The 25,156-nt window shown below is 44.8% G+C and carries 21 protein-coding genes, 2 tRNA genes and 3 rRNA genes; 11 read left to right on the top strand and 15 right to left on the bottom strand.

Annotated elements, in window-relative coordinates; translation table 11 throughout:
- The first annotated feature begins 13 nt into the window (after positions 1 to 13).
- The gene (locus CDG61_RS03100; protein WP_228199606.1) at positions 14 to 889 is read left to right on the top strand and encodes an FkbM family methyltransferase; all 876 of its coding nucleotides are present in this window, start codon (positions 14 to 16) and stop codon (positions 887 to 889) included.
- Between the two features lie 72 nt (positions 890 to 961).
- Here CDG61_RS03100 and rrf read toward each other — a convergent pair.
- The 8 genes from rrf to CDG61_RS03055 form a co-directional block, all read right to left on the bottom strand.
- Positions 962 to 1,076, bottom strand: a 5S ribosomal RNA gene (gene rrf, locus CDG61_RS03095).
- A gap of 176 nt (positions 1,077 to 1,252) precedes the next feature.
- A 23S ribosomal RNA gene (locus CDG61_RS03090) occupies positions 1,253 to 4,146 on the bottom strand.
- Between the two features lie 351 nt (positions 4,147 to 4,497).
- A tRNA-Ala gene (locus CDG61_RS03085) sits at positions 4,498 to 4,573 on the bottom strand.
- Between the two features lie 44 nt (positions 4,574 to 4,617).
- Positions 4,618 to 4,694, bottom strand: a tRNA-Ile gene (locus CDG61_RS03080).
- Between the two features lie 59 nt (positions 4,695 to 4,753).
- Positions 4,754 to 6,290 (bottom strand): 16S ribosomal RNA (locus tag CDG61_RS03075).
- Together the 16S, 23S and 5S rRNA genes with 2 tRNA genes alongside form the textbook arrangement of a ribosomal RNA operon.
- A gap of 426 nt (positions 6,291 to 6,716) precedes the next feature.
- Positions 6,717 to 7,799, bottom strand: a complete 1,083-nt coding sequence (locus CDG61_RS03065) for a DUF6670 family protein (protein WP_087550001.1) — start codon at positions 7,797 to 7,799, stop codon at positions 6,717 to 6,719.
- Between the two features lie 32 nt (positions 7,800 to 7,831).
- The gene (pssA, locus tag CDG61_RS03060; protein ID WP_087512733.1) at positions 7,832 to 8,656 is read right to left on the bottom strand and encodes a CDP-diacylglycerol--serine O-phosphatidyltransferase; all 825 of its coding nucleotides are present in this window, start codon (positions 8,654 to 8,656) and stop codon (positions 7,832 to 7,834) included.
- A 49-nt stretch (positions 8,657 to 8,705) separates the two neighbouring features.
- The gene (locus CDG61_RS03055; RefSeq protein ID WP_087512734.1) at positions 8,706 to 9,563 is read right to left on the bottom strand and encodes a 23S rRNA (adenine(2030)-N(6))-methyltransferase RlmJ; all 858 of its coding nucleotides are present in this window, start codon (positions 9,561 to 9,563) and stop codon (positions 8,706 to 8,708) included.
- A 116-nt stretch (positions 9,564 to 9,679) separates the two neighbouring features.
- On the opposite strand from CDG61_RS03055, the gene CDG61_RS03050 reads away from it, so the two are divergent.
- Positions 9,680 to 10,282, top strand: a complete 603-nt coding sequence (locus CDG61_RS03050; RefSeq protein WP_087550000.1) for a 2OG-Fe(II) oxygenase — start codon at positions 9,680 to 9,682, stop codon at positions 10,280 to 10,282.
- Between the two features lie 111 nt (positions 10,283 to 10,393).
- Positions 10,394 to 10,921 carry a hypothetical protein gene (locus CDG61_RS03045; RefSeq protein WP_087549999.1) on the top strand — a complete coding sequence of 176 codons (528 nt, stop codon included), beginning with the start codon at positions 10,394 to 10,396 and terminating at the stop codon, positions 10,919 to 10,921.
- 74 nt (positions 10,922 to 10,995) lie between these two features.
- On the opposite strand, the gene CDG61_RS03040 is transcribed toward CDG61_RS03045, so the two are convergent.
- From CDG61_RS03040 to CDG61_RS03020, 5 genes are all read right to left on the bottom strand, one after another.
- The gene (locus CDG61_RS03040; RefSeq protein WP_087512737.1) at positions 10,996 to 11,253 is read right to left on the bottom strand and encodes a DUF2789 family protein; all 258 of its coding nucleotides are present in this window, start codon (positions 11,251 to 11,253) and stop codon (positions 10,996 to 10,998) included.
- Between the two features lie 149 nt (positions 11,254 to 11,402).
- A complete protein-coding gene (locus tag CDG61_RS03035) occupies positions 11,403 to 11,645 on the bottom strand; it encodes a DUF2789 family protein (protein ID WP_087549998.1) in 243 nt (80 codons plus the stop codon).
- Between the two features lie 187 nt (positions 11,646 to 11,832).
- The gene (locus CDG61_RS03030) at positions 11,833 to 12,819 is read right to left on the bottom strand and encodes a malate dehydrogenase (RefSeq protein WP_087512739.1); all 987 of its coding nucleotides are present in this window, start codon (positions 12,817 to 12,819) and stop codon (positions 11,833 to 11,835) included.
- Between the two features lie 171 nt (positions 12,820 to 12,990).
- Positions 12,991 to 13,644, bottom strand: a complete 654-nt coding sequence (locus CDG61_RS03025; RefSeq protein WP_087549997.1) for a ribonuclease I — start codon at positions 13,642 to 13,644, stop codon at positions 12,991 to 12,993.
- A 49-nt stretch (positions 13,645 to 13,693) separates the two neighbouring features.
- Positions 13,694 to 15,649, bottom strand: a complete 1,956-nt coding sequence (locus CDG61_RS03020; RefSeq protein ID WP_416240697.1) for a transglycosylase SLT domain-containing protein — start codon at positions 15,647 to 15,649, stop codon at positions 13,694 to 13,696.
- A gap of 310 nt (positions 15,650 to 15,959) precedes the next feature.
- Here CDG61_RS03020 and miaB point away from each other — a divergent pair, with 310 nt between their 5' ends.
- The 5 genes from miaB to CDG61_RS02995 all read left to right on the top strand — a co-directional run bounded on the left by miaB (position 15,960) and on the right by CDG61_RS02995 (position 20,007).
- Entirely contained in the window at positions 15,960 to 17,414 is a 1,455-nt protein-coding gene (gene miaB / locus CDG61_RS03015; RefSeq protein WP_087549996.1) for a tRNA (N6-isopentenyl adenosine(37)-C2)-methylthiotransferase MiaB, read from the top strand.
- Positions 17,415 to 17,453: 39 nt separating this feature from the next.
- A complete protein-coding gene (locus CDG61_RS03010; RefSeq protein WP_087549995.1) occupies positions 17,454 to 18,536 on the top strand; it encodes a PhoH family protein in 1,083 nt (360 codons plus the stop codon).
- Between the two features lie 18 nt (positions 18,537 to 18,554).
- Complete coding sequence (ybeY, locus tag CDG61_RS03005) at positions 18,555 to 19,040, top strand: rRNA maturation RNase YbeY (RefSeq protein WP_087549994.1); 486 nt, start codon at positions 18,555 to 18,557, stop codon at positions 19,038 to 19,040.
- 114 nt (positions 19,041 to 19,154) lie between these two features.
- Positions 19,155 to 19,448: an antibiotic biosynthesis monooxygenase family protein gene (locus tag CDG61_RS03000; RefSeq protein WP_087549993.1), complete on the top strand. Its 294-nt coding sequence runs from the start codon at positions 19,155 to 19,157 to the stop codon at positions 19,446 to 19,448.
- 145 nt (positions 19,449 to 19,593) lie between these two features.
- Positions 19,594 to 20,007 (top strand): hypothetical protein, encoded by a 414-nt coding sequence (locus CDG61_RS02995; RefSeq protein WP_087549992.1) that lies wholly within the window; start codon positions 19,594 to 19,596, stop codon positions 20,005 to 20,007.
- Positions 20,008 to 20,014: 7 nt separating this feature from the next.
- On the opposite strand, the gene CDG61_RS02990 is transcribed toward CDG61_RS02995, so the two are convergent.
- Positions 20,015 to 20,893 carry an energy transducer TonB gene (locus CDG61_RS02990; protein ID WP_087512746.1) on the bottom strand — a complete coding sequence of 293 codons (879 nt, stop codon included), beginning with the start codon at positions 20,891 to 20,893 and terminating at the stop codon, positions 20,015 to 20,017.
- 231 nt (positions 20,894 to 21,124) lie between these two features.
- Here CDG61_RS02990 and CDG61_RS02985 point away from each other — a divergent pair, with 231 nt between their 5' ends.
- The 3 genes from CDG61_RS02985 to CDG61_RS02975 all read left to right on the top strand — a co-directional run bounded on the left by CDG61_RS02985 (position 21,125) and on the right by CDG61_RS02975 (position 23,353).
- Positions 21,125 to 21,814, top strand: a complete 690-nt coding sequence (locus CDG61_RS02985) for a hypothetical protein (protein ID WP_087549991.1) — start codon at positions 21,125 to 21,127, stop codon at positions 21,812 to 21,814.
- Between the two features lie 158 nt (positions 21,815 to 21,972).
- Positions 21,973 to 22,686 (top strand): DUF3108 domain-containing protein, encoded by a 714-nt coding sequence (locus tag CDG61_RS02980; RefSeq protein ID WP_087549990.1) that lies wholly within the window; start codon positions 21,973 to 21,975, stop codon positions 22,684 to 22,686.
- 91 nt (positions 22,687 to 22,777) lie between these two features.
- Positions 22,778 to 23,353, top strand: coding sequence for a xanthine phosphoribosyltransferase (locus tag CDG61_RS02975; protein WP_087512749.1), 576 nt, complete (start codon positions 22,778 to 22,780; stop codon positions 23,351 to 23,353).
- Between the two features lie 184 nt (positions 23,354 to 23,537).
- Here the strand turns inward: CDG61_RS02975 and CDG61_RS02970 are convergent, their stop codons facing one another.
- Positions 23,538 to 24,869, bottom strand: coding sequence for an alpha/beta fold hydrolase (locus CDG61_RS02970; RefSeq protein ID WP_087549989.1), 1,332 nt, complete (start codon positions 24,867 to 24,869; stop codon positions 23,538 to 23,540).
- Between the last annotated feature and the right edge of the window lie 287 nt (positions 24,870 to 25,156).

Genomic DNA, 25,156 nt, shown 5'->3' with positions numbered 1-25,156 from the left:
AATAAAAGGAAAAATGATGAATAAAACAGCACCGATGTCTCTGAATCAGTTAAAAAAGCCCCCTTCCAGACCAGTCGCTCAGGCAACTCCTCCAAAAGCTGAAGTAAAACTTTACCCTGTTGAAAATATACAGTTTCTGCTTTTTAATGGAAAAGACATGATCAGCCGACAGTTAAGAAGTGGTCAATTATGGGACTCCCCCCTGATTGAAATCATCAAACATTTTTTAACCAACATTGAAAAACCCGTGGTTCTGGATATCGGTGCAAATCTTGGAGCAATCACGATTCCTGTTGGTCTCTATGTACAGAACAAACAAGGGCAAGTGATCAGTTTTGAAGCACAACGTGGCGTCTATTATCAGCTATGTGGCAATATTTTCAGTAATCAGCTTATTGATACATGTACTGCTTATAATATTGCTATTGGCAATATCTCGGGTTCCATCCAAGTTCCTGTCCTTGATTTAGCACATGAAGGCAATATCGGGGCATTATCCTTAGATGAAAATATCAGACGTCAGCAGAATCTGATCACCAGTACCATCAGTCAGTTTGATAGTGTTTCATTGCAGCCTATAGACAGCTTTAATTTCACTAAAATTGATCTATTAAAAATAGATGTTGAAGGTCTAGAGCTAGAAGTACTCGAAGGCAGTGTCAGTACTTTAAAAAACTGTGGTTTTCCCCCGCTGTTCTTTGAAGTATGGGGAGACTACATGAAGGAACTGATTCCTAAACGGACTGCACTGATGAATTTTGTACAGCAGGGCTTAGGCTATAAAACCGTAATGTACGGGGAACTCTGTATAGCTCAGCACCCGGACAATCAGATCTTTGAAATCAGCTACAGTAAAGCAGCAGGTTTAAGCATGACACGACTGAAATAGCTTTGACTTTTCTTTTCTGTGGACAATAAAAAACACCCTCAATCAAATGATTGAGGGTGTTTAGGAATAATGAGCTGGCGATGACTTACTCTCACATGGGTAACCCCACACTACCATCAGCGCAAAGAGGTTTCACTTCTGAGTTCGGGAAGGGATCAGGTGGTTCACTCTTGCTATTGTCGCCAGCACAACTGTTTATGGATACTTGCTTTGGTCTTATTTAGATGCCAATGCTTTTTCCAAATGAGTTATTAACAGCTCTATCTGAGTTGGAACATTGTCATACTGTTGCGATTCTGAATCAAGTCATTCTGATGAATATCGAATCAACTGAGCTTCATACAACAACTGTTTGGGTGTTGTATAGTCAAGCCTCACGAGCAATTAGTACTGGTCAGCTTCACACGTCACCGTGCTTCCACATCCAGCCTATCAACGTCGTAGTCTTCAACGGCTCTTTAGAGGACATAAAGTCCTAGGGAAATCTTATCTTGAGGTAGGCTTCCCGCTTAGATGCTTTCAGCGGTTATCCCTTCCGAACATAGCTACCCGGCGATGCGACTGGCGTCACAACCGGTACACCAGAGGTTCGTCCACTCTGGTCCTCTCGTACTAGGAGCAGATCCTCTCAAATTTCCAGCGCCCACGGTAGATAGGGACCGAACTGTCTCACGACGTTCTAAACCCAGCTCGCGTACCTCTTTAAATGGCGAACAGCCATACCCTTGGGACCTGCTTCAGCCCCAGGATGAGATGAGCCGACATCGAGGTGCCAAACACCGCCGTCGATATGAACTCTTGGGCGGTATCAGCCTGTTATCCCCAGAGTACCTTTTATCCGTTGAGCGATGGCCCTTCCATACAGAACCACCGGATCACTAAGACCTACTTTCGTACCTGCTCGACTTGTGGGTCTCGCAGTTAAGCGCGCTTTTGCCTTTATACTCTACGCGTGATTTCCGACCACGCTGAGCGCACCTTCGTACTCCTCCGTTACTCTTTAGGAGGAGACCGCCCCAGTCAAACTACCCACCAGACATGGTCCTCGTCCCGGATAACGGGACAGAGTTAGAACCTCAATATTACCAGGGTGGTATTTCAAGGATGGCTCCATAGCAACTGGCGTCACTACTTCAAAGCCTCCCACCTATCCTACACAGGTAAGATCAAAGTTCAATGTCAAGCTGCAGTAAAGGTTCACGGGGTCTTTCCGTCTAGCCGCGGGTACACCGCATCTTCACGGCGAATTCGATTTCACTGAGCCTCTGCTGGAGACAGCGCCCCCATCATTATGCCATTCGTGCAGGTCGGAACTTACCCGACAAGGAATTTCGCTACCTTAGGACCGTTATAGTTACGGCCGCCGTTTACTGGGGCTTCGATCAAGAGCTTCGCTTACGCTAACCCCATCAATTAACCTTCCAGCACCGGGCAGGCATCACACCCTATACGTCCACTTTCGTGTTTGCAGAGTGCTATGTTTTTAATAAACAGTTGCAGGGGCCTGGTTTCTGTGGCTGCTGGCCGCTCAGGGAGTAAATCCCATCACCGCCGGCAGCGTACCTTCTCCCGAAGTTACGGTACCATTTTGCCTAGTTCCTTCAGCAGAGTTCTCTCAAGCGCTTTGGTCTACTCGACCTGACCACCTGTGTCGGTTTCGGGTACGATTCCTGTGTAACTGAAGCTTAGAGACTTTTCCTGGAAGTATGGTATCAGCCACTTCACTGTACAAGTACAGCTTGCTATCAGATCTCAGCATAGAGTACCCCGGATTTGCCTAAGATACATGCCTACATCCTTCCACCTGGACAACCAACGCCAGGCTGACTTAACCTTCTCCGTCCTCTCATCGCATTACACACAAGTACTGGAATATTAACCAGTTTCCCATCGACTACGCCTCTCGGCCTCGCCTTAGGGGTCGACTCACCCAGCCCCGATTAACGTTGGACTGGAACCCTTGGTCTTTCAGCGAACGGGTTTTTCACCCGTTTTGTCGTTACTCACGTCAGCATTCGCACTTCTGATACCTCCAGCAGACTTCTCAATCCACCTTCATCGGCTTACAGAACGCTCCCCTACCACTTGCAATAAATTGCAAATCCGCAGCTTCGGCATATAGTTTTAGCCCCGTTACATCTTCCGCGCAGGCCGACTCGACTAGTGAGCTATTACGCTTTCTTTAAAGGGTGGCTGCTTCTAAGCCAACCTCCTAGCTGTCTATGCCTTCCCACATCGTTTCCCACTTAACTATAATTTTGGGGCCTTAGCTGGCGGTCTGGATTGTTTTCCTCTTGACTACGGACGTTAGCACCCGCAGTCTGTCTCCCGGATAGTACTCATTGGTATTCGGAGTTTGCATCGGTTTGGTAAGTCGGGATGACCCCCTAGCCGAAACAGTGCTCTACCCCCAATGGTATTCGTCCGAGGCGCTACCTAAATAGCTTTCGGGGAGAACCAGCTATCACCGAGTTTGATTAGCCTTTCACCCCTATCCACAAGTCATCCCCTGGCTTTTCAACGACAGTGGGTTCGGTCCTCCAGTTAGTGTTACCCAACCTTCAACCTGCTCATGGATAGATCACCCGGTTTCGGGTCTACACCCAGCAACTGAACGCCCTATTAAGACTCGGTTTCCCTACGGCTCCCCTATACGGTTAACCTTGCTACTGAATGTAAGTCGCTGACCCATTATACAAAAGGTACGCAGTCACCGAACAAGTCGGCTCCCACTGCTTGTATGCATGCGGTTTCAGGATCTGTTTCACTCCCCTCACAGGGGTTCTTTTCGCCTTTCCCTCACGGTACTGGTTCACTATCGGTCAGTCAGGAGTATTTAGCCTTGGAGGATGGTCCCCCCATATTCAGACAAGGTTTCACGTGCCTCGCCCTACTCGACATCATCATATAAGCCCTTTCGCGTACAGGACTATCACCTACTATGGTTGCACTTCCCAGAGCATTCCACTAAAGCTTATATGACTTAATGGGCTGTTCCCCGTTCGCTCGCCGCTACTGAGGGAATCTCAATTGATTTCTTTTCCTAAGGGTACTGAGATGTTTCACTTCCCCTCGTTCGCCTCGCAACACTATGTATTCATGTTACGATACCTGCCTTATAGCAGGTGGGTTTCCCCATTCAGAAATCTCCGGATCAAAGGATATTTGCCGCCTCCCCGGAGCTTATCGCAGGCTATTACGTCTTTCATCGCCTCTGACTGCCAAGGCATCCACCACATGCACTTAATTACTTGACTATACAACCCCAAACAGTCGTTCATCCCTACAAGTAGGATGAGCAACAGATCGCGACGATTTCTCATCACTCTCATACAGTTGGCGTCTGTGAAATTAATCACTGTACAGCTTCAATTAGATTCATATACCAAAACGCTTGATTCAGTTTAATCGCTAGTTTCTCATTTCTTGTAGTTGCCTACTTGAAACGAGTATGAACAATTTATTTCAACTCAAATATATGCTGTTAATGATTAACTACCGCCTCGTCAGCAGGTAGCAAACTGTGATAAATCACAGAACTTAATAAACTGAAATCAGATGATGTCATATTCACTAAATTCTATAATTCAGAACTTCACTTAATGTGATGGTGGAGACTAGGAGAGTCGAACTCCTGACCTCCTGCGTGCAAAGCAGGCGCTCTACCAACTAAGCTAAGTCCCCAGTTAAGATCCCGATATATCTGTTTCTGTGCTGATTCGTCAGAATGGTGGGTCTGACAAGACTTGAACTTGTGACCCCACGCTTATCAAGCGTGTGCTCTAACCAACTGAGCTACAGACCCTCAGATACATCAATGAAGAACAACTTGTTGTGGATTCTTACCAATCGTCAATCTTTCGTTAAGGAGGTGATCCAGCCGCAGGTTCCCCTACGGCTACCTTGTTACGACTTCACCCCAGTCGTCGGCCACACCGTGGTAAGCGTCCTCCTTACGGTTAGACTACCTACTTCTGGTGCAACAAACTCCCATGGTGTGACGGGCGGTGTGTACAAGGCCCGGGAACGTATTCACCGCGGCATTCTGATCCGCGATTACTAGCGATTCCGACTTCATGGAGTCGAGTTGCAGACTCCAATCCGGACTACGATCGGCTTTTTGAGATTAGCATCCTATCGCTAGGTAGCAACCCTTTGTACCGACCATTGTAGCACGTGTGTAGCCCTGGTCGTAAGGGCCATGATGACTTGACGTCGTCCCCGCCTTCCTCCAGTTTGTCACTGGCAGTATCCTTAAAGTTCCCACCCGAAGTGCTGGCAAATAAGGAAAAGGGTTGCGCTCGTTGCGGGACTTAACCCAACATCTCACGACACGAGCTGACGACAGCCATGCAGCACCTGTATGTAAGTTCCCGAAGGCACCAATCCATCTCTGGAAAGTTCTTACTATGTCAAGACCAGGTAAGGTTCTTCGCGTTGCATCGAATTAAACCACATGCTCCACCGCTTGTGCGGGCCCCCGTCAATTCATTTGAGTTTTAGTCTTGCGACCGTACTCCCCAGGCGGTCTACTTATCGCGTTAGCTGCGCCACTAAAGCCTCAAAGGCCCCAACGGCTAGTAGACATCGTTTACGGCATGGACTACCAGGGTATCTAATCCTGTTTGCTCCCCATGCTTTCGTACCTCAGCGTCAGTATTAGGCCAGATGGCTGCCTTCGCCATCGGTATTCCTCCAGATCTCTACGCATTTCACCGCTACACCTGGAATTCTACCATCCTCTCCCATACTCTAGCTTCCCAGTATCGAATGCAATTCCTAAGTTAAGCTCAGGGATTTCACATCCGACTTAAAAAGCCGCCTACGTACGCTTTACGCCCAGTAAATCCGATTAACGCTCGCACCCTCTGTATTACCGCGGCTGCTGGCACAGAGTTAGCCGGTGCTTATTCTGCGAGTAACGTCCACTATCCCTGGGTATTAACCAGAGTAGCCTCCTCCTCGCTTAAAGTGCTTTACAACCAAAAGGCCTTCTTCACACACGCGGCATGGCTGGATCAGGGTTCCCCCCATTGTCCAATATTCCCCACTGCTGCCTCCCGTAGGAGTCTGGGCCGTGTCTCAGTCCCAGTGTGGCGGATCATCCTCTCAGACCCGCTACAGATCGTCGCCTTGGTAGGCCTTTACCCCACCAACTAGCTAATCCGACTTAGGCTCATCTATTAGCGCAAGGTCTAATGATCCCCTGCTTTCCCCCGTAGGGCGTATGCGGTATTAGCATTCCTTTCGGAATGTTGTCCCCCACTAATAGGCAGATTCCTAAGCATTACTCACCCGTCCGCCGCTAAGATCAGTAGCAAGCTACATCTCTCCGCTCGACTTGCATGTGTTAAGCCTGCCGCCAGCGTTCAATCTGAGCCATGATCAAACTCTTCAGTTTAATACTTGCTAGCACCTTAAAGGGTGCCAATCTTGGCTCATCAATTTTCTGACAAATTCTCTCAAATAAACTTCGAGTAATTTAAACCATCAATCAATGAAAATAATTTCGATCGATCAATCAGTAAAAATCCACACAAGTTGTTCTTCATATTCTCTTAATGATCTTCTCGATGCTTCGTCAGCATCAAGCTAGGTCGGCTATATTACTCTGAATCTCTTCAAAGTCAACATGTAATGTAAATTATTTTAAACTTTCTTTCTAAAACCCAGCTTAACCATTCTATGCTAAGCCACTGTTTTATCAGAAGTTTTAATCTTCATCACCGCCGATGGATGTGCATTCTACAGCATTTCAGAGCAGACACAACCCCCTCAGACATCTTTTTTTTGTTTTTCTTACTGAGCGTTTATTTATTAATCTATTTTAAGTGTTTTTTCTTATTTTTACTGTAATTGGTGCTGTAGACATCATTTTTTCAACCATTGGATGTTCATCTTTTTTCTCCTGCCACTTCAGGGGGCGACAGTCAATGTACTCGCAATAGCCTGCTGTTCCTGCTTCTTTATAATCATTTATGGTTAACTGATAGCAATAACTTCCGACATAACCTGCTGCAAGCCCAAATTTAAAATCCCCCCGACTTTGTGCCTGAATATGAATTTCAGTTTCAGCGTCCTGATAATGCCATTCAAATTCACGCGGCAGATACATTTCCTGCTGATTGGGTGTTTTTACTTTCGGATAAACACGATGTACGCTGAAAATCACATTTTCATCATACATAACAGCTGTAGCCCGATGAAAATCGCGTAAGTAAATTCTGGACTGAACTACCTGGTTAAAGTTATTTCTTAACTGAGCCAGCAACAGTTGCCGCTGATCTTTTAAATTAATAATCTGATATGTAAAAAAACATAAAGGTAAATATGGAATGTTTACAGCGCGGGCATATTCAAACGCCCCCATCTGATCAATCTCAAATTTCTGCTCTTTATAAGTGATCTGCCCCTGACAGCGGCATAACAGAGACCAGTGTTCAAACAGTCCAAGTTTCAGTTTTGTAAAATGTGAAATAACAGGTTTTGTTGTAATTTTCAGATCGACACTGAGTTCATCATCCTGCCGCTGTAATCTGAACTCAGGTAACGCCCCGCTCAGTATTTCCCTGTCGGCAAACTGGTAATGGTTTTGTCGTAAATAACAGTCATTTTCGACAGAATAAGAATGAAAATGCCCTGCCATCTGTGGACTGACACTGCAGATTACAGCAGCCGTATCACCAACCGTGGTTCTGATTGCCGATGGATTACGCAACATGGGAACGTTAGGTTGCCCAATAATGGTCAGGAAATTAAAGTAGTGCAGCGGTGCAGGCAGATCAGGAATCATGATGCCCTGATGGATGATCCTGAACCATCCTTTTTGCGGATGGTAGGCAAGATCGAGTGGAAACCGAGCCTGATTGAGCTGCCTTGATTCATCGACTAAATTCATAAGCAGCTGCATATCAGACTCCGATTTTTATTTCATTATTTTTTTTAACCTTTGCGACCAGCCATAAAAGTTGTCACAAATCCTGACAACGCATAGATGATCGAAATTACAAGTATTCCAACAGGAATATTATAAGTCATTGCTGCAAGTATAAATACTGCAATTGGTAACACGAAAAATGGGACACGTTTACGGTCCACGGTTTTAAAGGAATAATATTTAATATTGGAAATCATCAGCAGACCGACTGCAATAATGATCACAGCATTAATCCCCTGAACTGCAGCATCTTTAAGATCAAAGATCTCAGGAAAGTCACGCCCAACCCAGACCAGTGAAATAATCATGATAGCTGCAAGTGGGCTTGCCACACCAATAAAGTAGCGTTTGTCCACTACACCGATCTGCACGTTAAACCGCGCTAAACGGAATGCAGCACATGCGGTATAAACAAAACATGCAGCCAGACCGATGCGTCCAAGGTCATTCAGACTCCAGCTGTACATCAGGATGGCAGGTGCCACACCAAAAGCCAGCAGATCCGATAATGAATCGAACTGCTCACCAAAGGCACTCTGCGCACCAATGGCACGGGCTACACGACCATCCAGACCATCAAACAGCGCGGCAATAAAAATTGCATAGATTGCCTGAGTAAAATCACCGTTCATACTGGCAATAATCGAGTAAAAACCTGAAAGCAACGCTGCCGTTGTGATCAGGTTTGGCCACAGGTAGATACCCCGACGCTTCACTTTCTGCCCTTCATGTGTATGTTCTTCCTCTTCAACTTCAAACGTAATTCCGTCGAAACTACGCTGCTCGTCCTGTGAAGAATGTTCACTTTCAGGTTTATTTATATTTGTCATTCTGAAGTCCTAATCTGTGACCTGTTTTTTCGCACTCTGTGTTCTGAATTTATTCGCCAACCAACCAGCGAACAGCTGCATGACCACCATTTTCACTCATACGTAAATGAGGGAATAACCATTGCAATGCTTCGTCTGCATCCTGAGAGAATTTCCATGGTGGGTTGATCACCAGCAGACCACAGCCATTCAGTCCGACTGGAGTATCATCTGGCCATACACACACTTCGCAGACCAGCTGACGGCGGATACCTGTTTTCATCATTTTCTTTTCAAAACGCTCAATCATGGCACGGTCTTTAATCGGATACCATACGGCAAAAACACCTGTCGGCCATTTTTTATAAGCAGCAACAAGCAGTTCCACCAACTGAGGAAAATCTTTACGCTCCAGCTCATAAGGTGGGTCAATCATGACCAGTCCACGCTTTTCTTTAGGTGGAATCACACCGAGCAGACCTTCATACGCATCACGTTCATGCAGACCTGCACGTTTGTCACGAATGTTGTAATACAGCTGCTGAAACACATCACGCTGCATTTCAAAAATAGTGGCTTTATCAATATCACGCATACCTTCAAGCGCAAACCACGGCGAACCCGGGTATGCACCTTTACCTGAACCTGCACGCATATCTTCCACAATTTTCAGATACTGTTTCACGCCTTCAGGTGCATTACGCTTAATTGAATCATCCAGTTTCACCAGACGATGAATACCGTTTAAAAACTCACCTGATTTCTGTGCTTCTGAAGTCGACAAGTCGTACTTACCTGCACCACCATGTGTATCTACATAGCGATAAGGTTTGTCTTTTGCATTCAGTCGACTTAATAACTGAAGCAGCAATACGTGCTTCATCACGTCGGCAAAGTTGCCTGCATGGAAATGGTGACGGTAATTCATGTTTCATTAATTCCTGATATCAACTGTTATTTTAGCATGAAAAAATGTTTCGTTCCGACTGCTGTCTTACACTAAAATAACGTTCTTTCAGTTATTCATTTTCAATGGAATTTTATATGGATGCAGTTCTTCTCCCAAAGTCATGGAATGTTGATCAGATTATTCACGATCTGGATCAACAGGGTTTTACTGTTATTGATGAAGCCTACCCTCCCGCATATATGCACAGACTGGTTGAAGAATGCACCTCAAACCTGAATAAATTCAGAGATGCCGCTATTCAGAATGGCGTTGTCAGCAAAATACGCAGTGATCATATTTTATGGATCAATGAACAGCTCGAAACAGCCAGTCAGCATGTGCATCAACTGGAAGAACTGGCAAAGCAGCTGAACCGAGCCTTCTATTCGGGCATCCGAAATGTGGAAGCTCATTTTGCCTGTTACAATTCAGGTGAGTTCTATGCCCTGCATCGGGACAATCCTCACAACAAAAATGGCAGGGTCTTTTCCGCAGTCTATTATCTGCATGAACAATGGCAAAGTGACTGGGGTGGTGAACTGCACCTGCAGGACAAAAATGATCAGTGGCATATTCTTCAGCCGAAGCCGAACCGTATTGCACTGTTTCAGAGTGATTTATTACATGAAGTCCTGAAAGCAAAACATCAGCGTCTGTCCATTACTGCCTGGCTTCGCAGCGATTCAGATATCATTTAAGCAGCGCCCGATGCAGAATTTCAAATCTGCAACACTGCGTATAATGTTCAAGGGCTTTAAATTCCTGAAGATGCCCACATAATACTGAACATTATTCAAGAGGAACTGATCATGTTTGAAAATACAAAACAACTTATCGAGCGTATTGGTGAGACAGATCAGTTATATCTGAAAAACAACACCCCTGAACTTGCACTTGAACGTGGGGACTTGCGTTTACAGTTGGTCGAACGAAGTAACTCCAGACAGGAACAGGTTCATTTTCTCCAGGAAGCAATCGTGCTGTTTGAAACCGCACGTGTTGAATATGAAGAAATGCCGATGCCTCTGTATGTAAATTTATCTTTGCATCTAGCAAAAGCCTATATGGTTTATTTCGAACTAAGCAAAGAAACCAGATATGCGCTGATTACACAGCAGATTTTAAAACCGATGACTCAACATGAAAGTGCTGATATTTATTTTATGCTGGCTTACGCTTCTGTGAGCAAAAATGAACTGTCACTGACACGACACTGGCTTAAAAAATATATGGCTACGGCTGATTTTGATCTGGTTTTGTTAAAACAGCACCCTGCTTTTAAACCTGTACAGAATGAAGCATGGTTTAGCCAGATGATTCAGGACAGGTTGCACTGATAGCATCTGGATTAATAGACACCAATAAAAAAGATGGCTTTTGCCATCTTTTTTATTGTGGAGATTGCTTCAGCTTATGCAGTCTGTAATTTATAGGCATCCATATGCAGTTGTTGATTCAGTTCATCAATCCACATTGACCAGTCATCATCCTGAACCAGATGGCTGATCAGGAAATCACGCTGTGATTTATTCCAGAACGGTGCATCATGTAAGTTCTGGCTGGCGGTTAACTGGTGAGTGCGGACATACAGCTCTATTGCAGCGGGGCTGTTTGCCAGTCCTAACTGAGAAAAAAGCATTTCGAGGGATGGTTTGTTCGTCCTGAGCATGAGCGCCCTCCTTACTTATCAGCATAATTGTCATTAGTTATGCAATTAACTTATAAGATAAAGCAAAGAAAAGCCAGCTGAATCTGCTGGCGATGTTGTTTCAATTTGTGTTCAATAATTAAACTATCAGGTTTTACGCACAATTCACCTTACTTCTGTGCATCAGTACTCAGCAATTCACTCAGCTCATCAATGACCAAAGACCAGTTATCATCTTTCTGCCAGTGACTCACTAGAAAATCACGCTGTGAATCCGTCCAGAAATCAGCTTCATGCATCATGACACCTTCTGGCAGCTGGTGTGTTTCAACAAATGAATCGATTGAGGCTGGCTCAGAGTCCAGTCCCAGCTGATCAAACAATAATTTGAGTGTCGGTTGTTCATCAAACATTTTTATTTTCCATTCAAGTCTTTATTTTTACACCACAAATCTACCCCGAAACGGGTTTAAATACTGCTACATCAGGCATTCATCCTGTTATTTTTTGTAGAAGCCGTTTCTCATCCATAAAAAAAGCACCCCAGAATGGAGTGCTTCTTCAATTCAATTTAAAAGATCAGTGATCTTAAAAATTCAATTATTTAACCATGTCAGCAACTGCTGCACGTTCGCCTTCTAACTCATCAAGAGTGAAGTTGATACGTTCACGGCTGAATTCATCGATTTCAAGACCTTGAACGATTTTGTATTCGCCATTTTCACAAGTTACAGGGAAACCGAACATTACGCCTTCAGGAATACCATAAGAACCGTCAGAAGGAATACCCATAGTTACCCATTCGCCGTTTGTGCCAAGAGCCCAGTCGCGCATATGGTCGATTGCAGCGTTAGCAGCAGACGCAGCAGAAGACAAACCACGTGCTTCGATGATCGCAGCACCACGTTTACCAACAGTTGGAAGGAACACGTCTTTGTTCCATTCAGCATCGTTGATTTTGTCTTTTAAGCTTTCGCCGTTTACTGTTGCAAAACGGTAGTCAGCATACATTGTTGGAGAGTGGTTACCCCAGACAGTCATTGTTTTGATATCAGAAACTGCAACACCAGCTTTTTGAGCAAGTTGAGTTAACGCACGGTTGTGGTCAAGACGTAACATTGCTGTGAAGTTTTTCGCTGGAAGATCTGGAGCAGATTTCATTGCGATGTAAGCGTTAGTGTTCGCAGGGTTACCTACAACAAGAACTTTAACATCACGGCTCGCAACTTCGTTCAGAGCCTGACCCTGACCGATGAAGATTTCACCGTTTACTTTAAGTAATTCAGCACGCTCCATACCAGGACCACGTGGACGTGAACCAACTAAAAGTGCGTAGTCAGCATCTTTGAATGCAACTTTAGGATCATCAGTACCGATCATGCCTTCAAGCAATGGGAATGCACAGTCGTCAAGTTCCATCATTACGCCTTTAAGCGCAGCTTGAGCTTTCTCAAATGGAACTTCTAATAATTGAAGAATAACTGGTTGGTCTTTACCAAGCATTTCGCCACTGGCGATACGGAATAATAGGCTGTAACCGATTTGACCTGCTGCGCCTGTAACGGCAACACGAACTGCTTGCTTCATGTAATTATCTCCAATTGAGGATCGTTAATGTGATTAAAATGGGCTTTTCCATTTAATCGAATTATCATAAACGCCCAAGATTGTACTCCAATCTTTTCGGATATGCATATAAAAGAGGTCGTATTTCAACAAAAGTATGATAGAAAATATAAATAAGATGTTTCAATAAAATCAGTAGGAACCTTTAATCAGAACTGTCGCAGGACAATTCCCTGTCACTGTGCCTGAGCACTGTCTGTACTGCCCATTGGTCCGATAACACAACTGAACACCGGTCAACAGCGGATTCCCCTGATGATTCTGACAGGTAAAATGAATACCTGCCGATGTCAGTCCTGGATTAAGCTGCAAAAATTTCAGTCTGACTGTGTTCAGCTGCATCTGGCGTGTTTCAGGTGAAGTCAGCTCCGCAGGTACTTTCAAGCGTTCCGCAAAATTGATAATGGTCCGGAAATACTGGCTGGCATTTCCAGGAACGCATCCACCCACAGACTTCCACAACTGTACTCTGGCACCTTCATCAGGCATGACCCGTGCAACCACCTTTGCCTGGAGTGGCGACAATGCTGCTGATGATGTGGTATGACAGTCACGCTTTGAAGTTTCAGGAAACAACCCCTGAATATTTAAAGAGTAACCCTCAAGACATTTCCGTTTTTTTGACCGCAGACTGTCCATTAAACATGCCGCTGGAGTTAACTGTACTTCCATCACGTAGCCCTGTACCGTCTCTGCACGGAGCTGCGGACTGACAACAGACAGCCATACACCGCCCAGACTGAGCAATGACAGTTTCAGCGGTACAGACGGTCGAGTCCTGGTCATTTTCAGCTACCCAATTCCAGTGGATATTACAACTTCATAAAATTTACAGTTAAGGCGTGTTCCTGAAAGGTATCACCTGCATCCGTTTTCCAATGGACTGCGCTCCCTGCCCCAGTAGCACACCATAATGTGCCGCATTGGTCATCACATTTTTCACATAGTCACGGGTTTCATTCAGCGGAATACTTTCTGTGTACTGATCTGCCGCTATGGACTGAAACTCAGGCTGCCATCTGCGCGCACGGTTTGGACCGGCATTATAGCCTGCCGTTGCAAGTACAGGATTACTGCTCAGCTGCCCCTGAATCATGGACAGATAAAAAGTTCCATAACGGATATTAGTGTTCATATCGGTCAATGCAGCAGGGTTATAGGTTTCACCCATCTGACGGGCAACCAGTTTTGCTGTATCAGGCATGATCTGCATCAGACCACCTGCACCCACATGCGAACGGGCATGCGAAACAAAACGGCTTTCCTGGCGCATCAGACCATATGCCCATGCAGGATCAATACCGGCATTACGGCTGTGACTGACCACATATGCCTGATGTGGCATCGCATAACGGTAAGCATAGTTATGTTTATTGGTGGTTCGATCCGCTGCATAAATAGCCCGGTCATACCATCCCATATCCGTTGCGCGTTTAGCCGCAGCCAGAATCAGACCATCATCATGTTTCAGATATGCCTGTCGGACTGCCCAGTTCCATTCACGGTTCACATAATTTTCAGGTGCATTGACACGGCGCAGGGCAAAAGCACGACTGAAATGAATATCCTGATTCAGACGTTGCATATCAGATGAAGACGGCTCTGAACTGGATGGAGTACTGCTGTATGTCTTTCCCACCAGGTCTTTTGCCAGCAGATTATGGTAGTCATCGCCCTGTGCAAGACGGTTCAGAATTTCCTGTCCTGTTTTTCTGGAAGCAGCATCTCCACGCTGTACTGAAGCACGAGCCAGCCAGTACTGCCAGCGGTCTTCCTGTTTCTGAGTGACACTCATTGCATCCACCGCACGGATCACACTTTCCCATGCGCCAAAACGGATCGCCTGACGGGCATAAATTTCAGCTTCTTCAGCACTGAACGGCAGTCCATAACTGGCATCCAGATAATTCAACACTTCTTTGTTGAAATTGTTTTTCATGACTGTGGTTCCACCAATGTAGCCCACAGCCCGATACATGGCTTTCTGAACTGCTTCTGGTGTTCCCTGCGCTGCACGCTGCACAGATGCAATCGCCGAATTCAGGTCACTGTCTGCAAGACGACCGATCGCAAAGATCAGATAAGCCTGATCTTCACCGGTTGCTTTAGGTGCAGACCACAGATAATTCAAAGGATTTGCCTGTATCTGATTCAGCTGAGCTAGGGTTAGGGTCAGCCCCAGTGTCTGTGCTGTTGCCACTGCCTGACCAGACTGTCCTGCGCGTAACTGCGCCCACAAACGCTGCTGTTTATCCTGCGCTGTCATCAGTGGACTGGACAGCATCATGCGCCCAAGTCCTGTGCATGAATCAGGTTGGGAGTTGGTGGCAAGCCATACATCTTTATATTCTGCAAAAACTAGCTGATCGCCTGTTCTGGCTCTGACCTGTGCAACTGCACAGCTTTCTGCCTGGTCTGCATTTGTCACATATTTCAGAACGGGCTGCGCTGTTGCAAAGTCAGCCTGTTTTACTTTTTCTTCGACATAATCAGCTGCAAGTTTTTCTGCCATTGCAGACTGCGGATAACGCTGAGCAAAATTCACAATATTTGCCGCTGGCTGCATGCCAAGATTGTTGTTCAGTATCCAGTATTCAGGATAATACCCCAGTGCGTCATTCTGCATTTCAGACTGATACTGCTGTAACAAGGCAACATTAGCGGCACCTGCAGCGCTGAGAGCTGCCGTAAACTGTTCATCTGCCGCACTTACACCTGTAGCAAATCCGATTGCTGTAACGCTTAAAGCAAGTACTCTGTAACCATTTTTCTTTTTGATCGAACTAAACATTGACCTGCCCTGAGCCATCTTTGGATTGCCTTCATTCATCTGAACAATTTTACCTAGTTTAATTACTCTCCAGCCGTTCTACTGTTGAGTTGTGTAACCTTATGATTAAACAATATTAATTTTCAATCATTTTTACTCCATAAATCAATATTTTTGAGTCGTGATTTAGAGCTACAGCTTCAGGTATAATTCCTGCTAAAATACGCCCCTTTCATTAAAACTCCATGAAAATGCCCAGCCTGTTCTCTACAGCTTTCTGTTCTGTCCGAGACCGTCAGACATTTTCCCTTATTATTTACCAGGAGCCTGCATGACGGTTCAAACCTTCATTCCCAATGGTGCCAAAGCTGCCTCAGAAAACACTGTAACCCAGCCACAGCACACCCCAGCCGACGGTACGGTTAAAAAACTGTACATCGAAACGCAAGGGTGTCAGATGAATGAGTATGACAGTCACCGTATGGCAGACCTCTTGGGTGATTCTCACGGCTATGTGCTGACCACCGATCCAGGTGATGCTGATATTCTGTTGATGAACACCTGTTCCATCCGCGAAAAAGCGCAGGAAAAAGTATTTTCTGAACTGGGTCGCTGGCGCAAACTGAAAGAAAAAAATCCAGAACTTGTCATTGGTGTCGGTGGTTGTGTTGCTTCTCAGGAAGGTGACAACATTCAGAAACGTGCGCCTTATGTCGATATGGTTTTTGGTCCACAGACCCTGCACCGTCTGCCTCAGATGCTCGATCAGCATGTTGAACAGATTGAAAAACCGAAAAAAGAAAAAATCAGACTGGTGGATATTTCTTTCCCTGATATTGAAAAATTCGATTTTTTACCAGAACCGCGAGTTGAGGGTTTTAAGGCTTTTGTATCCATCATGGAAGGCTGTTCAAAATACTGCTCATTCTGCGTGGTGCCTTATACCCGTGGTGAAGAAGTTTCCCGTCCGCTTGATGATGTGCTGGCTGAAATTGCAACACTGGCTGAAAAAGGTGTCCGTGAAGTTTCCCTGCTGGGACAGAATGTAAACGGTTACCGTGGTGAAACCTTTGAAGGCAATATCTGTACTTTTGCAGATTTACTTCGTCTGGTTGCAGAAATTCCTGGTATTGGACGTATCCGCTATACCACTTCTCACCCACTGGAATTCAATGATGATCTGATCCAGTGTTACCGTGATCTGCCACAGATGGTTTCGCATCTGCATCTGCCGGTTCAGAGCGGTTCAAATGATGTGTTACAGGCAATGAAACGTAACCACACCATTGATGTCTATATCGACAAAATTGCACGACTGCGTAAAGTCCGTCCAGACATGCACCTGTCTTCAGATTTCATTATTGGCTTCCCGGGTGAAACTGATGAACATTTTGAAGAAACCTATCAGTTTATCCAGGACATGGACTTTGACCATTCCTACAGTTTTGTTTATTCAAAACGTCCAGGTACACCTGCTTCAGAACTGCCAGACAGCACCCCTGAAGATGTGAAAAAAGAACGCCTGGCAAAAGTGCAGCAGTGGATCAAACAGTCCAGTATCCGTAAAACAGATGCCATGCTGGGAACGGTTCAGCGTGTCCTGGTCGAGAATGTTTCCACCAAAGATCCTGACCTGCTGGTCGGTACTGCTGACAATACACGTCTAGTTACATTTATTGGTGACCCGTCCTGGGTTGGACGCTTTGCAGAGATTGAGGTTACAGAGATTAAAACTTTAAATTTAGTTTATGGTGAACTCTTGAATCTTGAGCCTGACGTGACGTAATGTAAGGGTATAATCAAGACAACACTATAAGGACTTCTCTTGACTGCAGCGATTCGACGTACAGTAGCTTTTCCTGGGATTTCGATGGAACGTTTAAAGAGCATGCTTGGCGCTTATAACGGACATCTTAAACAAATAGAACAACGACTGAATGTCCAGCTTTCCCATCGCGGTGATGCTTTTTTCATTGATGGTGAAATGGATGCAGTTGAGAGAGCCGAAATGCTTCTGCAGCACCTGCATGAAGAAGCAGAAACCTCCCCTCAGATCAGTGCAGATACTCTGCATCTCATGATTCAGGGGAGCCAGACTGACCGCGAACTTCAGGCTGACCTGTTTGATCAGGAACATACCGGCCTGGATGATGTCTGGCTACAGACACGCAAAGGTCGTATCAATCCTCGCGGTGCCAATCAGAAGCGTTATGTACAGCGCATTTTACAGAGTGATATTTCTTTTGGTATCGGTCCTGCCGGAACGGGTAAAACCTATCTTGCTGTTGCAGCAGCTGTAGATATGCTGGAGCGCAATGAAATCCAGCGCATATTACTGGTTCGTCCAGCGGTGGAAGCCGGTGAAAAACTGGGCTTCCTGCCTGGTGACCTGACCCAGAAAATTGACCCTTATCTGCGCCCGCTTTACGATGCCCTGTATGAAATGCTGGGTTTTGAAAAAGTAGCCAAACTGATTGAACGCCAGGTGATTGAAGTTGCCCCTTTAGCTTATATGCGTGGTCGTACCCTGAATCACTCATTCGTGATTTTGGATGAAGCCCAGAATACAACACCTGAGCAGATGAAAATGTTCCTGACCCGACTGGGTTTTGGTTCCCGTGCGGTCATTACAGGCGATGTCACTCAGGTCGATCTGCCACGTGGGCAGCAATCAGGACTTGCACATGCGCTGCGTGTGATCGAAAATGTGAAAGAAATTCACATCACCCGTTTTCATTCCCGTGATGTTGTCCGTCACCAGCTGGTTCAGAAAATTGTTGAAGCCTACGAAGGCTGGGACAGTGAACAGCAGCGTCTGACAGCAGCAGCCAGAGCCGAACGTAAAGCACTCCAGGAAGCACTGGTCGCTGAAAATGACAGCAAAGCGGACGAACAGCATCAGAGCTGAATAAATTAAGGATTCATCTTGAAACTTAGCCTATCCTTACAACAGGATTTCCAGTCTCCAGCGCTGGTACTCAAACGTGCCAGCATCAAAAAAGTGATTGAAACCACACTGCGTTATATTGATACCCAGAGCGACTGTGAAATCGGTATAGCCTGCGTTGACAACAATGACAGTCACAAACTGAATCTGGAATATCGAGGAAAGGACAAACCGACCAACGTGCTGTCTTTTCCAAGTGATCTGCCTGATGAAATGGCACAGATTTTAGAGACCTTTCCAATTGGCGATCTCGTGATCTGCATTCCCGTAGTTTTACAGGAAGCGGATGAACAGCAAAAGACGCCTGCTGAGCATTTTACCCATATGCTCGTACACGGCACACTGCATCTGATGGGCTATGACCATGAAACGTCAGATGAAGATGCTGAAGAAATGGAAACACTGGAAATTGAAATTCTGAAAAAGCTTGGCTTTGACAATCCTTATACCATCAAAGAAGACTGACCATCCAGGCAGTCATCCTCTCAGGCAGAGGATGACTGCTTCATTCCCCCATTCAATAAAAATCAGCAGCAGTCTCATCCTGAAAAGACATTTCAGCCAATACAGTGAGCCTCTATGAAATACGTTGTGATCTTTAAAGCTGAAACAAGAACACTGGATCAGGAGTATTTCAACACTGCCTGTACTTTGCGTGAAAAAGCACTGACACAGTTCAACTGTCAGAAATTTGAATCGCTGACAGAACATCACACTGAAATTGCACTTTCCTACTGGAATTCACTGGAAGATATCCAGGCATGGCACAAAGATGCTGAACATCAGGTGGCGCAGCAGCTGGGCAAAGAAAAATGGTATGCGTATTTCAGTGTTGAAATTTGCGAAATCCTGAAAAACTATTCCAGTCAATAACACAGCACATCAGCCATCCACATTCATTGCCAGCATCTGAAAAAACTCCTATCACAATCAGACATCAGTTCAGAATTATTATTTTCAGAAAACCGACTTTAATCTGTGTTAAAAATAAAAATAATTTCAGACCGTTATAAATCCAATGAAAAAACTTCTGACTTCCACTCTATTGGCAACATCATGCTTATTTACAGCACATTCCCATGCAGATATTGAAACGGTCTGCAAGCAGCCAAAATCCGAAAAAGCATCGACAGCGTGGTCAGGGCATTATTATTTACAGGGAGTCATGGAAGTGGGTTCTGAACTGCTGCTAAAACCAGATGGTACTTTTAAATGGTACCTGACAGTTGGCGCACTGGATCAGTACGCAGAAGGAAAATGGTGGAAAAATGAAAGCTGTATTGGCTTAAAAGCCGAACCTGAATACAAGGCATCTCTTGAAATTTTTCCCATTCAGCTGAAAATCGAGGAAAAAGTTTTAAAAGCCGTCTGGTCAGGTGGACACGAACAAGGTGCATATATCCGGGCTGAACCTCATAGCGATGCCGAATAAAACAGCGTCAGTTCACCTCAAACTCAGCATCTGCAGGATCAAAACGCCACGTTCTGACAATTCGAAGTTCAGAAATATCTTTCATTTTCACATCAAATGCCCCAAATGGAGCTGCTTTACGGACAGATGCTTTTGCTGCTTCATCAAGCACGGAATGACCTGAGCCTTCAATCAGGCGAATAGCACGGATTCCGCCGTTCTGATTCAGAATCACCATCAGGCGCACTTCCCCAGCAAGCTGCTGTGCTTTTGCCAGATCTGGATAATAACGGTTACCGTAAAACTCGACTTTTTGCCTGAATTTTTCCATATAGGCAGCCGTCATATCCTGTTTAGCCTGAATACCATCCACAGTTTTAATTTTCTGCTGACGGCTGAAGTTCTGCTGACGCTGCAGATACTGTGCTTCCAGACTGGCAATCATGGCTGCCTTTGCCTGATACTGGCTGTTCATTTCATCTGCCGCTTTTTTACGACGGTTCTGCTCCGCTTCTTTCTGCCAGCTGAGCGTGGTCATCAGTACTTTTTCTTCGAAGCTCAGCTCTTTTTTCTGCTGCATCTGCTCCCGACTTTCCTGCTTCTGCTCCCCTGCACTCTGGTCAATCATTGGAGCAGGCATATCACTGGACATACGGTGTGCTTCACGGAATGTTCCCGAACCCTGCTGATCTGCCTGTGCTAGAAAATCGGCATTTTTAACTTCCGTTTCACTGGGACGCATGGTGACCGCAATTTCCCTGACCGCTGCATCCTGTGGTTCGGACATGGTGAACTGCACAGACAACACCAGCAGATGCAGAACGGCAGCCATGATCACTGCTGTTGCAAAAACAGGGTCTTTCCACCAGTTATTCACCAGTGGAGAAAAGTTAATTTTCCTGAGCATCACAATAAACCGACAAAATGCCTGATTCCCCAACAATACAAAATCAGTATAAAATAAACGCAGTCATCACTTTTAGACAAAAAGCAGAAGCCTGTCACCATGCGGGCTGCACATAAATAAATTCATGAAAATGGTGCATTTAATTTTGTTAAACTGCAAGGTTTCAGGTCTGTATTTTTAATACATTTTCGATAAAAAATTTCCCAAAACCTAATCAACGGAATTTTCTGTATGCAATCACTGATATCCAGCATCTCCAGACGTATACGACAGGTATACCAGAAAGCTGAAGGATTTATTGAAGATGAACGTGAATTTCCGATGTCTCAGGTTTTTCTGAATGCTACATTTGAGCGTTTCGTCACCGACAATGTCAAAGTCCTTCAGGATCTGCATGCCGATCTGCATGATGACTGGTTACGCCTGTATGCCACACTGGATGTCAAAGGGCTTTACACCACACTGTCTGTAGACCTGAAACTCATTCAGATGGAACTGAACAAAGATATGCAGTTGATTGTTTTTGAACAGATCAGTGATACACAGGTCATTGAAGCCCGCTTTAAAAATATCTTTCAGAAAATGGCTTTTAATCTGGCACTGTTTTTTTATCAGAAAGTTCTGAACAAAGATCCTTTGGGAATGATTCTGGAAAAACTGAATGTCGTTACCGTCAAAGATGACCTGTTACACCTTGACCTGAACCGCTGGCTTGGGAAAAAACGCTCCATTATTGATACGCTGACCAAAGTACACGTCAATCATGCAGTGCTTCGTGATGCAGAACTTGTCGTCATTGGCAATGTCAATCTTGCAGCACTGTTCAGCAAACTCTCTGAAGATAGAATGGATGATAATCCTGAAGAAGATGATGAAACAGACGACAGCACTGTCACGCCGGTCAGACAGAAACAGAGTTGATCGTTTTTGATTATCAAAACCTGAGCATTGAACAAAAAAAACCTAACAGGAAAGATACACTCTGAACAGATTTACAGAATATATCTCCATATTTCAGATGCATAATATCCTCATGCAAACTTTTTTGCATATCAGACCTTAAAAAGGAAAATGTACTTATGGCTCAACATGTATTGAAAACAATGGCGATGGCAACAGGTGTCTCAGCTACACTGCTCCTAGCTGGTTTCTCAAGCCAGACTTTTGCCATGAGCCCATTTCAGGCAAGCTATCAGTTTAATTACAACGGTAAAAACTTAGGTTCTGCCACCCGTACACTGAGTAAATCAGGCAATGGCTGGAATTATGTCTTTGCTGCAAAAGCAGGTGGAATTGCCTCTGCAACTGAGACCAGTCGTTTCACGCTCAATGGTGACCAGATTTCATCGACAAGTTTCAGCCGGACCAGTAAAATTCTTGTTCACAACAACACGATGAGCATTAATTTCAATCCATCTGCAAAAACCATCACTACCAAAAAAGACAATGAACCCCGTACTTTTGCATGGAAATCCGGTGTACTGGATGAGTTGAATGCTGAACTTCAGTTACGTGAAGATCTTAAAAATGGTGGCTTGAAGTCCAGTTATTCGATTGCAGATGCCAAAGAAGTTGAATCACGCAGATTTGTCAAACAGGGTGCTGAAAAAGTCAAAACCTCTTATGGCACATTCGACACAGTCAAAGTAGTCATGAAACATGACAAACCAGGTCGTGAAACTATTTTCTGGCTGGCACCAAAACTGGACTACCTTCCGGTCAAAGTCAGTCATATCGACAAGAAAACCTCTTATGGTTTACTGCTGACTGGTTATAATGGACCATCAAATTAATCAATTTGATCAATTTCGCTTGCATTTTTTACGGTGCTTTTTAAAATACGCCTTTGCTTTAAAAAGCACCTGCCCTTAGAGGAATCTCCCCGTGCACGCTCTGGAACAGAAAATCTTAGCTGAAGGTATCGTTCTATCTGATCAAGTTCTGAAAGTCGACTCTTTCTTAAACCATCAAATTGACCCTGTAATGATGCAACAGGTTGGTCAGGAATTTGCCCGTCTGTTTAAAGATGCCGGTATTACAAAAATTATCACCATTGAAGCTTCAGGTATTGCTCCTGCTGTTATGGCAGGTCTTGAACTGGGCGTTCCAGTCATCTTTGCCCGTAAATACCAGTCTCTGACGCTGAAAGATGACTTATATCGCTCTAAAGTATTTTCATTTACCAAACAGGTTGAAAGTACCATCGCGATTTCTAAAAAGCATATCACTGAAAGCGACAAGGTTCTTGTGATTGATGACTTCCTTGCAAACGGTCAGGCGGCACTGGGTCTGGCAGACCTGATTCATCAGGCAGATGCAGAAGTAGTCGGTATTGGTATTGTGATTGAAAAATCATTCCAGCCGGGTCGTCAGCTGTTGCTGGACAAAGGTTACCGTGTTGAATCACTGGCTCGTGTTGAGTCACTGAAAGATGGCACAGTCACTTTTGTAACTGAATAATCAGTGAAATTAAAAAAGAGTGCTTATCAGCACTCTTTTTTTGGCTTTACACATCAACAAAAAATCATCATTGAGCTTAAACAACAATCCACACTGTATATTTTCCATGGATCAAATTTTTCTGTCATGGATAAAAAAAGCCTGATCAATGGATCAGGCTTTTTTCAGATTTAGAATAAATATTTCAGCATTGCGCATTTTTCAACTGTAATGCTTCTTTCTGACGCTGAACAAAGCGTAACAAGCGATCTGCCACATCAAAACTGCCGTGCTTGAATAAAGCTCTCGCTTTACCCTGCTCAGTCTCAAAAATAAGACATTCGATGCTGAAAGCACCTTCTTCATCATGCAGATGCAAAGCAAGATCTCTTGGATACTGCTCTGCCTGAGCAATCAGGTCGTCGCCCAGATCCAGCAACACACCAAAATAATTCAGATCAACCACCTGAACAGGAAGTGTCACAGGTAAATGACGATGTGTCAGGACAGTTTCTGGCTGCTGTACCCGCACACGCGCTTCACCTCTGCGCTCCATCGTCAGCAGCTGAGCACGGGTCATTGGAATAATGCCTTCAACCTGCTGAATGGATTCGCCTTTTAAGTAGGTGGCAAACAGATTCATAGTTTCCTTACGACGTTGCAGCTGAGGCACATGATCTGCATTGGCAATCATGGCAAATTCCATATCCGGGCACTGAAGCGCAAAGTTTGCATTTTCATGCGGCAAAGTAAAACTGTCATACTGACCACAGGCAACAAGGGTACGGCACTGTGGAATCGGAACACCTGCAAGACGCAGTAAACGGTTACAGTTAATGTCATAACGTTCCTGCTCTGTTGCCGTAAATTCTGCCATTTGCTTGAAGAACAGACGTTTCGCAGTCGGTGACATACGGGTCACATCAAGTTTTGCATGATTGACCAGGTAAAGAATAACCGCCTGACCAAATTCCTCCATGCGCTGTTCTTTCATGAGATGCAGTGATTCTTCAAGCAGCATGCGCCAGCTTTTACGGGTCTTCTGCATAACACCCATCAGAATCATACGATCAATCAGTTCTGGACGCTGATGCGCAAGACAGGATGCAACAACTGAACCTAATGACATGCCCATGACCCGGATTTTTTCCAGCCCGACAATATCCATCCAGTGACCCAGCATACCTGCCAGGTCTTCCAGTTCGAGTGTTCCTGCTGAAAGTCCGGTGTCCACATTGGAGATCTGCTGATTGGCACCCATGGATGGCAGATCAATCAGTACCACGGGACCTGCATCAAACAATTGTTCCACACAGTATTTGTAGGAGTTAAAATTCTGAAATGCACCACCGATAATCACAATGGGCGTGTTGTGCATAGTCTCAGGAAGACCAATTGCCATATATTCAACTTTCCAGCCATCAATCCACGTTGTCCGTGCCGGCTGTTTGAAGCTGTGTTTATCATAAACATCAAAGAAACCAAAGTGTGTACTGGCTTCATGTACGTCCGTGTCCATCTGGATAATGGAATTCATCTTCCTTTCCTCCAATCTTCCTGCCTTGTTTTTATTGTGCAAGAATTCATTCAGAAAACCCTCGTCATCATATAAACATCCTGCTTTTGTATTTATTTGTATGACTTCATTGTCCTTAGCATTTCATTCTATACAGAGGAGCAATTTACAAGCAACCACTTATGCAACCGCTTATCTACTTTTATTCAGGCAAACAATTTCAAAATGTTTACAGGTTTAAGCGCTTTTCCTGCTTTTTTAATTTTCTGGTGCTTCATTGTCCAGCCTCTGGCTGTTACTATCGAAGA

The sequence above is a fragment of the Acinetobacter sp. WCHAc010052 genome, from assembly GCF_002165295.2.
In the GTDB taxonomy this organism is placed as follows: Bacteria; Pseudomonadota; Gammaproteobacteria; order Pseudomonadales; family Moraxellaceae; genus Acinetobacter; species Acinetobacter chinensis.
The sequence above is the reverse complement of the archived record's forward strand: the minus strand, read 5'-3'. Positions and strand labels throughout refer to the sequence as shown.

What these genes read in the sequence shown, in the direction of transcription:
- CDG61_RS03100 (WP_228199606.1), top strand. Translation starts at nt 14, where the DNA reads ATGATGAATAAAACAGCACCGATGTCTCTGAATCAGTTAAAAAAGCCC.
- CDG61_RS03065 (WP_087550001.1), bottom strand. Translation starts at nt 7,799, where the DNA reads ATGCAGCTGCTTATGAATTTAGTCGATGAATCAAGGCAGCTCAATCAG.
- pssA (WP_087512733.1), bottom strand. Translation starts at nt 8,656, where the DNA reads ATGACAAATATAAATAAACCTGAAAGTGAACATTCTTCACAGGACGAG.
- CDG61_RS03055 (WP_087512734.1), bottom strand. Translation starts at nt 9,563, where the DNA reads ATGAATTACCGTCACCATTTCCATGCAGGCAACTTTGCCGACGTGATG.
- CDG61_RS03050 (WP_087550000.1), top strand. Translation starts at nt 9,680, where the DNA reads ATGGATGCAGTTCTTCTCCCAAAGTCATGGAATGTTGATCAGATTATT.
- CDG61_RS03045 (WP_087549999.1), top strand. Translation starts at nt 10,394, where the DNA reads ATGTTTGAAAATACAAAACAACTTATCGAGCGTATTGGTGAGACAGAT.
- CDG61_RS03040 (WP_087512737.1), bottom strand. Translation starts at nt 11,253, where the DNA reads ATGCTCAGGACGAACAAACCATCCCTCGAAATGCTTTTTTCTCAGTTA.
- CDG61_RS03035 (WP_087549998.1), bottom strand. Translation starts at nt 11,645, where the DNA reads ATGTTTGATGAACAACCGACACTCAAATTATTGTTTGATCAGCTGGGA.
- CDG61_RS03030 (WP_087512739.1), bottom strand. Translation starts at nt 12,819, where the DNA reads ATGAAGCAAGCAGTTCGTGTTGCCGTTACAGGCGCAGCAGGTCAAATC.
- CDG61_RS03025 (WP_087549997.1), bottom strand. Translation starts at nt 13,644, where the DNA reads ATGACCAGGACTCGACCGTCTGTACCGCTGAAACTGTCATTGCTCAGT.
- CDG61_RS03020 (WP_416240697.1), bottom strand. Translation starts at nt 15,649, where the DNA reads ATGTTTAGTTCGATCAAAAAGAAAAATGGTTACAGAGTACTTGCTTTA.
- miaB (WP_087549996.1), top strand. Translation starts at nt 15,960, where the DNA reads ATGACGGTTCAAACCTTCATTCCCAATGGTGCCAAAGCTGCCTCAGAA.
- CDG61_RS03000 (WP_087549993.1), top strand. Translation starts at nt 19,155, where the DNA reads ATGAAATACGTTGTGATCTTTAAAGCTGAAACAAGAACACTGGATCAG.
- CDG61_RS02995 (WP_087549992.1), top strand. Translation starts at nt 19,594, where the DNA reads ATGAAAAAACTTCTGACTTCCACTCTATTGGCAACATCATGCTTATTT.
- CDG61_RS02990 (WP_087512746.1), bottom strand. Translation starts at nt 20,893, where the DNA reads ATGCTCAGGAAAATTAACTTTTCTCCACTGGTGAATAACTGGTGGAAA.
- CDG61_RS02985 (WP_087549991.1), top strand. Translation starts at nt 21,125, where the DNA reads ATGCAATCACTGATATCCAGCATCTCCAGACGTATACGACAGGTATAC.
- CDG61_RS02980 (WP_087549990.1), top strand. Translation starts at nt 21,973, where the DNA reads ATGGCTCAACATGTATTGAAAACAATGGCGATGGCAACAGGTGTCTCA.
- CDG61_RS02970 (WP_087549989.1), bottom strand. Translation starts at nt 24,869, where the DNA reads ATGAATTCCATTATCCAGATGGACACGGACGTACATGAAGCCAGTACA.